This window comes from Bacillus sp. JJ783 (genome assembly GCF_036963225.1).
GTDB classification, from domain to species: domain Bacteria; phylum Bacillota; class Bacilli; order Bacillales; family Bacillaceae_G; genus Bacillus_A; species Bacillus_A cereus_U.
Genome location: NZ_JBALMG010000051.1, coordinates 7646 through 16322 on the forward strand (window position 1 = coordinate 7646; position 8677 = coordinate 16322).

The following is an 8677-nucleotide window of genomic DNA, read 5'->3' on the forward strand; positions in this document are numbered from 1 at the left end:
GGGCAGCAGGGCTTCCACCCAACTTCTTTGCTCCAGCCGAATTTTGAGGTGGGAGTCTTACTGCCCGCAAATAGCGAGATAAAGGAGAGAAACTATGTGGATTTATGAAAAAAAATTACAATATCCTGTTAAAGTGAGTACTTGTAATCCAGCACTCGCAAGATTACTAGTTGAACAGTACGGTGGTGCGGACGGCGAACTAGCTGCTGCTCTTCGCTACTTAAATCAGCGTTATACTATTCCTGACAAAGTCGTTGGCTTACTAACTGATATTGGTACAGAAGAGTTCGCCCATTTAGAAATGATTGCTACAATGATTTATAAATTAACAAAAGATGCAACACCTGAACAAATGAAAGCTGCCGGATTAGACGCGCATTATGCGAATCATGACAGCGCTTTGTTTTATCATAATGCAGGTGGTGTTCCTTTTACTGCTACTTACATTCAAGCAAAAGGAGACCCTATCGCAGATTTATACGAGGATATTGCAGCTGAAGAAAAAGCACGAGCGACTTATCAATGGCTAATTGATTTATCAGACGATCCCGATATAAATGATAGCTTACGCTTTTTACGCGAACGAGAAATTGTCCATTCACAACGTTTCCGAGAGGCTGTAGAAATTTTAAAAGAAGAACGTGATAGACAAATTTATTTTTAATACACATATCCTAGCGATATGTGTTTTTTTACGTTAAAAGTCAAATCCTTCCTTCATTAACATATAAATAGTATATTTATTCAATTTTACGCATTATTTTAAAATATTTTTAAAATTCCCTCTTGCTTTCTAGTCATCAGACCTTTAAAATAATAACAGTCACTCGACAAATTATTTGAATTTTCGACAAAAATACTCATTAGGAGGATTTTCTTTATATGCGTACAACTTTAAAACCAGCGCAAATACTTTCGATTAGTTTATTGCTATTCGCAGTTTTCTTCGGTGCTGGTAATATGATTTTCCCGCCCCTTCTCGGCCTTTCTTCCGGAGAAAACATGTGGATTTCCATTACAGGATTTATTATTACAGATGTCGGTTTATCTTTACTTGCTATCGTCGCTGTTGCCCTTGCCGGTGGTAGTTTTAATACTTTAGCAAGCCGTGTTCATCCAAAATTCGCAGCAGTATTCGCTATCATTATTTATCTTTCAATCGGCCCACTATTTGTTATTCCACGAACTGGAACTGTATCTTACGAAATTGGAATCGCACCACTTTTCCCAGATCAATGGTATTCTATGTTAGTTTTTAGCGCTATTTTCTTTACAGTCGTTTACTTCCTATCATTAAATCCATCCAAATTAGTAGATCATATCGGTAAAATATTAACGCCAATTTTACTTGTAATTATTGCAATTATGGCAACAAAAGTAATTCTTTCACCAGGATCATTCGCTGAGCCTATCGGTGACTACAAAGACATCCCGTTTTTCAAAGGATTTCTTGAAGGATTTTTAACTTTAGATGCAATTGGAGCACTCGTATTATCAACGATTGTTGTAAATGCAATTCGTCAAAACGGTATACAAGATAAGAAATCGATTGCGAAATATACAATTATTTGCGGAAGCATTGCTGCCCTATTCTTAACAATTGTTTATTTCTTACTCGGTTATATCGGTGCTTCAAACGGAAACTTAGGACAATTCGAAAACGGTGGTCAGCTATTAGCTACTATTATGTATCAATTCTTTGGGACAAGCGGTAATGTTTTATTAAGTATCGCAATTATTTTCGCTTGTTTAACGACTGCAATCGGTGTCGTAAGTGCATTCGCCAACTATTTCACAACAGTGCTAACAAATGTTTCATATAAAAAGCTTGTACTATACGTTTGTATATTTAGCTTCGTCATTTCAAACTTAGGCTTAAGTTTATTAATCAAAATTACTTTACCTGTATTAATTATTTTATATCCAATTACAATCATTTTAATTTTCGTATCATTTATTGATAAATATACGAAACGTAAACCTTCTGTCTATATTGGATCTATGATCGCGGCATTCCTTATTAGCTGTATTCATGCACTTGATAATGTGGGAATGATTCCAAACTTTATCGCTAATATCGTACACACTATTCCTTTTTATAACTTAGGAATCGGCTGGATCGTTCCGGCAATAATCGGTGGTATAATCGGATACTTTATTCCGCAAACAGAAGCTGAAGGCGAAGTTTCTGCAAAATAGAAAGAAGCAAGCATTGATTATGCTTGCTTCTTTTTTATTTTCACATCGTATGTTTAAACGTAAATAGCTCTTCTTTTGACTGCACAGCAGGTTGTTCCTTTTCTACATCTGTCTTCTTTATCTCACCGCCTAACCTTACTTTCATCATCGCTTCTTCTATGCTTTTCACAATCATATTTCCTGAAAAGATAGTAAGTCCAAAAAATGTAATTGGAACGAGAGGAATCCACGGATGCACTGTTAATGATCTAAAATAAACTCCAATTAAACCTGACCATTCATGTGTGTAAGAGTCTATTTCTTCTACCGGTCCTAAAAACTTAACAGTTCCGCCAAAGAATACTTCCAGTAACCCTAAGTGCAGTAAAATAGTAAGAGTCTGCGTAAACTGCTGAAGAAATACAAGTATAAACGTCATATATAGGTGCGGAAAAAGATGCTTTATAACAATGTGTCTTCTTGATCCACCTAATATGCGCGCGGCATCAATAAATTCTTCCGTTTGTAATTTACGAACTTCCTTCGCAACATACAGTGCAATAACTGGCATCACAAGCATTACAAGTAATACAACTTGAAACGAAGCCCTTTCAAAAAAAGTTGTTGTTTCCTCTTCACTTCCAAAGCTATTCACAGATTGAAGAAAGAAATACGCAATCATAACTGTCGGAATAACTGTGAAACTATCAAAAAAAGCCTCAATCTTCGAAAAGCCTCTTTTTATATATGTTCCGAGTACGACACCGAAAAACACACCTATTACCATTCTAAGTGCCGCAATTAAAATAGATATACCAATCGTCCACTTTGCGCCTTCAATGACTAAATGTAAAAGATCATATCCTTTTCGGTCTGTCCCGAGTAAAAATTGTAATGAAGGTGAAAACGGTGGCACTTCTGGTTTTCCAGCCGCATCGTATTGCAGTGTAATTTTTCTAATCTGTCCATCATTCCATATCGTATTTCCGATGCTCAAAAGAACTAATATGAGAAGAAACCCAATGCTTATCCAAAACCTTTTATCACGTTTTATATACGTCCACATATTATAATCTCTCCTTCATTGCAGCTGGAACGAGATAATGAAACAGTTTAAATAAAATAAAAATCGGAATATAAATAAGCAGCACACTAACGATGAAAACTTCAATCCTAATCTCCGGATATGATTTCAAAAACATAAAAATACCTCTCGTATTAAAAATCCATTCTATAATATATAAATTTGATAACATGAACCAAATATTCGTTTTTGCAAAGAAAAGTGTACTAAGCAACACATTTCGTAAAATATGGCGATTTAAAATATGAAAGCGATCCAGCCCCTTTGCCTTAGCAAATAATACATAATCTTTTTCTAGTTCATTTTCAAAACGAAGCACTAACAGTTTCACAAACATAATCGTAGTCGGGATGCTCAAACAAAATATCGGCAATCCTCTAATGGACTCGCCTCCAATTGCCGCAATTTGAAAAGGTAAAAAGCCTGTCTGTTTAAAAAACCATATAACTAAAAGTTGTGATCCTAAAATAAGAAGAATGTCTGGAATGGATTCTAGAAAGATGAGAAACGATTTAATTCGATGTTGTATACGCGGTGAACTACTCATAATCATATAAACGATACAAAATGCTACCAATAATGAAATGCAAAATGCAGCCAAGAAAATAGCCATTGTTTCTTTATAATGAACAAACAACTGTGGAAATAAAAATTTATCACTTGCATATTGCATATTGGAAATATCCATTAATTTCGCAAATACTTCTTTTAGACTCTGTATGTACGCTGATACATTCAGCTCAAATCCATAAAATAATTTCGGCAGTGCCCCTAAAAAAATAATACCCAAAATTGAAATGATAAATTGAATTGTCATTTCCATCCCATTCAGAAAAACTTTTTTGACCACGTTTTCCCTTCTCTCTATATATAATTTACCCTCTAATTTTATTCTTATTTTTCTGAATTGTAAATATTTTAAACGTAAAAAATCGCTAGGTTATGATCCTAGCGATTCTTTATGCACATGCTCTTCTCTTTTCGCAAACGGCATATACAAAATGAAACATCCAATAAGCGCTGCAATTTCTAATGAAATAATATAATAAGGATACGGCCCTAGCATATCGAGTAATGAAGCAGTTTCTGGCTTATGAGCTAAAAACATATAATTACCGCCCGTTTTATAATTCACGAATGAAACGATTGGAATTACTATGTTTAAAAATATCATCGTACGCTTAATCGATTGCAAGGTCGGTCTATATCCTTCTACCCACGTCATAAAGAGCGGTGCCCAAATGAGTAATACATGTGCAATGAAGAATTCTATAAAGCGAAAATGTGGAAAAGCGTATTGCAAGTTTGGCGTTAAAATAGCTTGTGATGCACCGATAATTCCTGTAAAAAACACAATCTCATATATTCTATAACTTTTCGTTACAATCATAATCGATGCTAACAATAAACTTATCGTACATAACTCAAATGGTAATGAAGTGCCTAGCTCAAAAATACCTGCTTCCCATTCCCACATATGAAGCCCAATTTCACTTCCTACAAATAGAAATGCAATCGCATATCGAACCGTTATATTCCACTCACTTTGACGTAATACATCTTGGTATTGATACAGAAAAATTATCCCCACCAACACAATAAATAATATAATGGCATGTTGTCTTGAGTATGGAATAAATGGTTTTAATGGATACGCACTAAAATAAGCTTCCATCTTCCTTCCTCCTCTCCTTCATACAATATTATTGTAAGAAAGAAACAACGAGTCAATTCATCTGCTTAAACTAGGACAATCCCTACCTTACATCTGCATATTTATACCTTACAAAACTGTAAGGTTATTGTAAGCTAAAACGATTTGTCATATTCCTCACCTCTTCTATACTTAATGTAGATACTAAAACGAACGAAAAGGTGATAAATAGATGAAGAAGAAAAATAAAGTGTTAATTACTAGTGTAGTAGCAATCGGAATTGCAGCTGGATCATATTTCGCTTTAGCTGGCGGTAGTTCAGAAGTAGCAATGGCATATAGCGGTTATAAAGTTACGGAAAAACAAATTGAAAATGCACAAAAATTTGGCGGCGAAGTTATTCCAAATGGAATTGAAACAATTTCATTCGATCCAACAAAAGGTACGTATGAATTAGCTGTTAAAAAAGGTGATGAAGTGAAAAAAGGTCAGCTTCTGTTTAAATATAATGACCCTACCGCTAAACAAGGTGTAACGGAAGCAGAAATGCAGAAGAAAATCGCACAAAAAGAAGTAACATTGTATCAAAAACAAATTGATGCAGCGAAACAAAAATTACAAAAAGATAAAAATGCCGGCCTTCCTCAGGAAGCATTAAAAGCATCGGAAATCGAAGTGCAACAATTAGAATCACAACTTGAAATGAAAAAGTTTGAAGTAGAAAAAGCTGATGAAATGATTAAAGCAGCAAAAGAGAAAGTAAACACACTTTCTGTAACAAGCCCTGCTGATGGTGTAATTGATGATATCGTGAAAACTGCTGATGAAAAAACAGGTATGAGCGGTATTACACTTCGTCACGCTGGTCAATTTAAAGTAAAAGGTCAACTTTCTGAATATGAACTTGCTAGTATGAAAGTTGGGCAAGAAGTAACTGTTTCATCAAAAACGGTCGCTGGTAAGACTTGGACAGGGAAAGTAACAGAAATCGGTTCTACACCATTAAAGAGCATGGACGAAAATAAAACTGTTTCTAATTATCAATTCACTGTCACATTAGACAATAGTGAAGAATTACAAAACGGCTTCCATGTATACGTAACGAGTAAATCTGGCGAAGCAACTGGTACGATTGTTCCGAAAAGCAGTATTGTGAAAAAAGGTGACAAAAATGTTGTCTTCGTTGTAAAAGATGGTAAAGCGAAAGAACAAGCGGTTACTGTTGAATTCGAGACAGATAGCGAAGCAAAAGTTTCTGGAGTGAAAAAAGGAGAGCAAATTATCTCTAAACCTGAAAAAGACTTAAAAGATGGTATGGAGGTTGTCGTTGAATGATTAACTTAAAAAGCATCACGAAATCCTTCCAAAATGGTGCAGAATCAGTTCAAATATTACACGGAATTGACGTAACACTGAACCAAGGAGAATTCACTTCTATTATGGGACCATCTGGTTCTGGTAAATCAACATTAATGAACATTATCGGTTGCTTAGATAAACCAACGACAGGTACGTACGAACTAGCTGGTCAAAACATTTCAAACATGTCTGAGACAGAACTTGCACACGTTCGTAATAAAGAGATCGGGTTCATATTCCAAAACTTCATGTTATTACCGAGACTTACAGCACTTCAAAATGTAGAACTACCTCTTATTTACGCTGGAGTCGATAAAAAAGAAAGACGCGAACGCTCATTAGCTGCTTTAACAAAAGTAGGTTTAGCTGATCGTGCTACTCACTTACCGAACGAATTGTCAGGTGGTCAAAAGCAACGTGTCGCAGTTGCCCGTGCAATCGTAAATAACCCGAAATTCATCTTAGCCGATGAACCGACGGGTGCACTTGATACGAAAACAAGTACACAAATTATGGACCTCTTTTACGAATTAAACAAACAAGGCTCAACAATCATTATGATTACCCATGACCGTGAAATCGGGGAAGCTGCAGCACGTCAAATTGTAATTCGTGACGGAAATATCGTCCAAGATTGGAGAGGTTAATTTTGAACACGAGTGAAAATATACGCATGGCCCTTTCCTCTATCTTTGCTCATAAAATGCGTTCTATCTTAACGATGCTAGGTATTATTATTGGTATTAGCGCCATTATTACTATCATTTCAATGGGTGATGGTACAAACGCAAAGTTTAAAAAAGAATTAGGCCAAGGAAAAGATAATGAAGTAACGATTTACTACAACAATCCCGACTTTGGAACAGATGGTGCCAAAATTACAGCTGATATGCTGAAACGCCTTCAAACTGTACCAGGCGTTAAAGATGTTTATCCAGATGTGAATATGCAAATCAACGCTTCAGCTGGATCAAAAACTACCTCTCTCAACTTAAAAGGTGGCACCGGTAGCTTTATGACAGATGAAAAGCTAAAATTAGTTCATGGTCGTGAATTAAACGATAGTGAATTAAACCAAGCAATTCCTGCTATTATATTAAATGAAGAAGCTTTCAATAAATTGTTTAATAGTTGGGAATCAAATTTATACGCCGATATAAAAGGAAAACCGTATAAAATAGTCGGTGTGTATGAAACAAAAAATGATTTCGGAATGGCTATGGCTGAAGGTTATACATCTATTGAAAACGCTCCTGTCATTTCTGGAGTAACTGAATATGAAACTGTAAAACTAACACTAGTTTCTCCAGCAGAACGTAAAAGTGTAGAAAAACAAGCCGTTTCCGTTTTAAATGAAATGAAAGCTCCTAAATTTGAGCATAAATTTGAAGCGCAAGATATGGGTGACTTTACGAAGCAACTAGACGAATCAATCGGTATGATGAAAATGGTATTCGGTGGTATCGCTGCTATCTCCTTACTTGTTGGTGGTATAGGTGTAATGAACATCATGCTTGTATCTGTAACAGAACGTACACGTGAGATCGGTATTCGTAAAGCACTTGGCGCAACACGTGGTAAAGTATTAATGCAATTCTTAATTGAATCTTGTATTTTAACGGGACTCGGTGGTTTCATCGGATTCATGCTCGGTATTTTCTTCGCTTGGATCGTCTCAATCTTTGCCGGATGGCCACTAGTTATCTCAAAAGAACTTGGACTTCTTTCAGTAGGTATCTCAATGCTAATTGGTATTGCATTCGGTCTACTTCCAGCTAACAAAGCTGCAAAACTTGATCCAATTGAATGTTTACGATATGAGTAAAAAAGAGGTTGCCTGCGTGCAACCTCCTTTTTATATATCGAAAGAAATGAACGACTTTATGATGTGCATCATCTAAGCAAATCACAAATAACAACGTTCGTGTATTAAAAGATTAATTAAGAATTCTTATTTTCACCTTTTTACGTCCCCATTTAATTGCTTCTCTTTCAGTCGGGAAAAGTACATCAATTATTTTCCCTTTAATAGCACCACCCGTATCACCGGCAATGGCTACACCATACCCCTCAACATCTACTTGCGTTCCTAATGGAATTACTTTAGGATCAACAGCAATTAACTTGATATTTGGGTTTTTCCCTATATCAATACCATATGCAGTAATGCGTTCATGTGGAGGACTGTTCTCTACACTATACGCTGTAGACTCAAAAACCATTTCAATGCCACCGTTTGGATTAATCCATTTTTCACCTTCATAAGAAATAATCTTTAACCAACCACTTGTTGTCCCATCAATTACAAGCACCTCTTGTGCCAGAAAAGCTTGGCCTCCATTTCCTTTTGTGGATACAAATGATGGTTCATTGTACGTATAGAATGATTTTTCTACATACT

At 35.7% G+C, this 8677-nt stretch carries 9 protein-coding genes; 5 read left to right on the forward strand and 4 right to left on the reverse strand.

Going from position 1 to position 8677, the window contains the following annotated elements; genetic code table 11:
* Positions 1–94 precede the first annotated feature (94 nt).
* Both cotJC and brnQ2 read left to right on the forward strand, forming a co-directional pair.
* Positions 95–664 (forward strand): spore coat protein CotJC, encoded by a 570-nt coding sequence (cotJC, locus tag V7038_RS11140; protein ID WP_002140479.1) that lies wholly within the window; start codon positions 95–97, stop codon positions 662–664.
* A 218-nt stretch (positions 665–882) separates the two neighbouring features.
* Positions 883–2199, forward strand: a complete 1317-nt coding sequence (gene brnQ2, locus V7038_RS11145) for a branched-chain amino acid transport system II carrier protein BrnQ2 (protein ID WP_335470209.1) — start codon at positions 883–885, stop codon at positions 2197–2199.
* Positions 2200–2239: 40 nt separating this feature from the next.
* Here the strand turns inward: brnQ2 and V7038_RS11150 are convergent, their stop codons facing one another.
* The 3 genes from V7038_RS11150 to V7038_RS11160 form a co-directional block, all read right to left on the reverse strand.
* Positions 2240–3244 (reverse strand): ABC transporter permease, encoded by a 1005-nt coding sequence (locus V7038_RS11150; protein WP_335470211.1) that lies wholly within the window; start codon positions 3242–3244, stop codon positions 2240–2242.
* Position 3245: 1 nt separating this feature from the next.
* Complete coding sequence (locus V7038_RS11155; protein WP_002201668.1) at positions 3246–4112, reverse strand: ABC transporter permease subunit; 867 nt, start codon at positions 4110–4112, stop codon at positions 3246–3248.
* A 90-nt stretch (positions 4113–4202) separates the two neighbouring features.
* Positions 4203–4937 (reverse strand): YwaF family protein, encoded by a 735-nt coding sequence (locus V7038_RS11160; RefSeq protein ID WP_199661383.1) that lies wholly within the window; start codon positions 4935–4937, stop codon positions 4203–4205.
* A 211-nt stretch (positions 4938–5148) separates the two neighbouring features.
* Between V7038_RS11160 and V7038_RS11165 the strand changes: the two genes are divergently transcribed.
* Genes V7038_RS11165 through V7038_RS11175 form a run of 3 tightly spaced genes read left to right on the forward strand, consistent with a single transcriptional unit; the run spans position 5149 to position 8101 of the window.
* Positions 5149–6252 (forward strand): efflux RND transporter periplasmic adaptor subunit, encoded by a 1104-nt coding sequence (locus tag V7038_RS11165; RefSeq protein WP_335470215.1) that lies wholly within the window; start codon positions 5149–5151, stop codon positions 6250–6252.
* Positions 6249–6923, forward strand: coding sequence for an ABC transporter ATP-binding protein (locus tag V7038_RS11170; protein WP_002159177.1), 675 nt, complete (start codon positions 6249–6251; stop codon positions 6921–6923). The genes V7038_RS11165 and V7038_RS11170 overlap by 4 nt, the downstream gene beginning before the upstream one ends.
* A 26-nt stretch (positions 6924–6949) precedes the next feature.
* Complete coding sequence (locus V7038_RS11175; RefSeq protein WP_420042308.1) at positions 6950–8101, forward strand: ABC transporter permease; 1152 nt, start codon at positions 6950–6952, stop codon at positions 8099–8101.
* A gap of 112 nt (positions 8102–8213) precedes the next feature.
* On the opposite strand, the gene V7038_RS11180 is transcribed toward V7038_RS11175, so the two are convergent.
* On the reverse strand, positions 8214–8677 hold a 464-nt coding region (locus V7038_RS11180), incomplete at its 5' end, for a 3D domain-containing protein (protein ID WP_335470217.1).

Coding starts and splice junctions, on each gene's coding strand:
- V7038_RS11170 (WP_002159177.1), top strand. CDS start 6,249: ATGATTAACTTAAAAAGCATCACGAAATCCTTCCAAAATGGTGCAGAA.
- V7038_RS11165 (WP_335470215.1), top strand. CDS start 5,149: ATGAAGAAGAAAAATAAAGTGTTAATTACTAGTGTAGTAGCAATCGGA.
- cotJC (WP_002140479.1), top strand. CDS start 95: ATGTGGATTTATGAAAAAAAATTACAATATCCTGTTAAAGTGAGTACT.
- V7038_RS11175 (WP_420042308.1), top strand. CDS start 6,950: ATGGCCCTTTCCTCTATCTTTGCTCATAAAATGCGTTCTATCTTAACG.
- V7038_RS11160 (WP_199661383.1), bottom strand. CDS start 4,937: ATGGAAGCTTATTTTAGTGCGTATCCATTAAAACCATTTATTCCATAC.
- V7038_RS11150 (WP_335470211.1), bottom strand. CDS start 3,244: ATGTGGACGTATATAAAACGTGATAAAAGGTTTTGGATAAGCATTGGG.
- brnQ2 (WP_335470209.1), top strand. CDS start 883: ATGCGTACAACTTTAAAACCAGCGCAAATACTTTCGATTAGTTTATTG.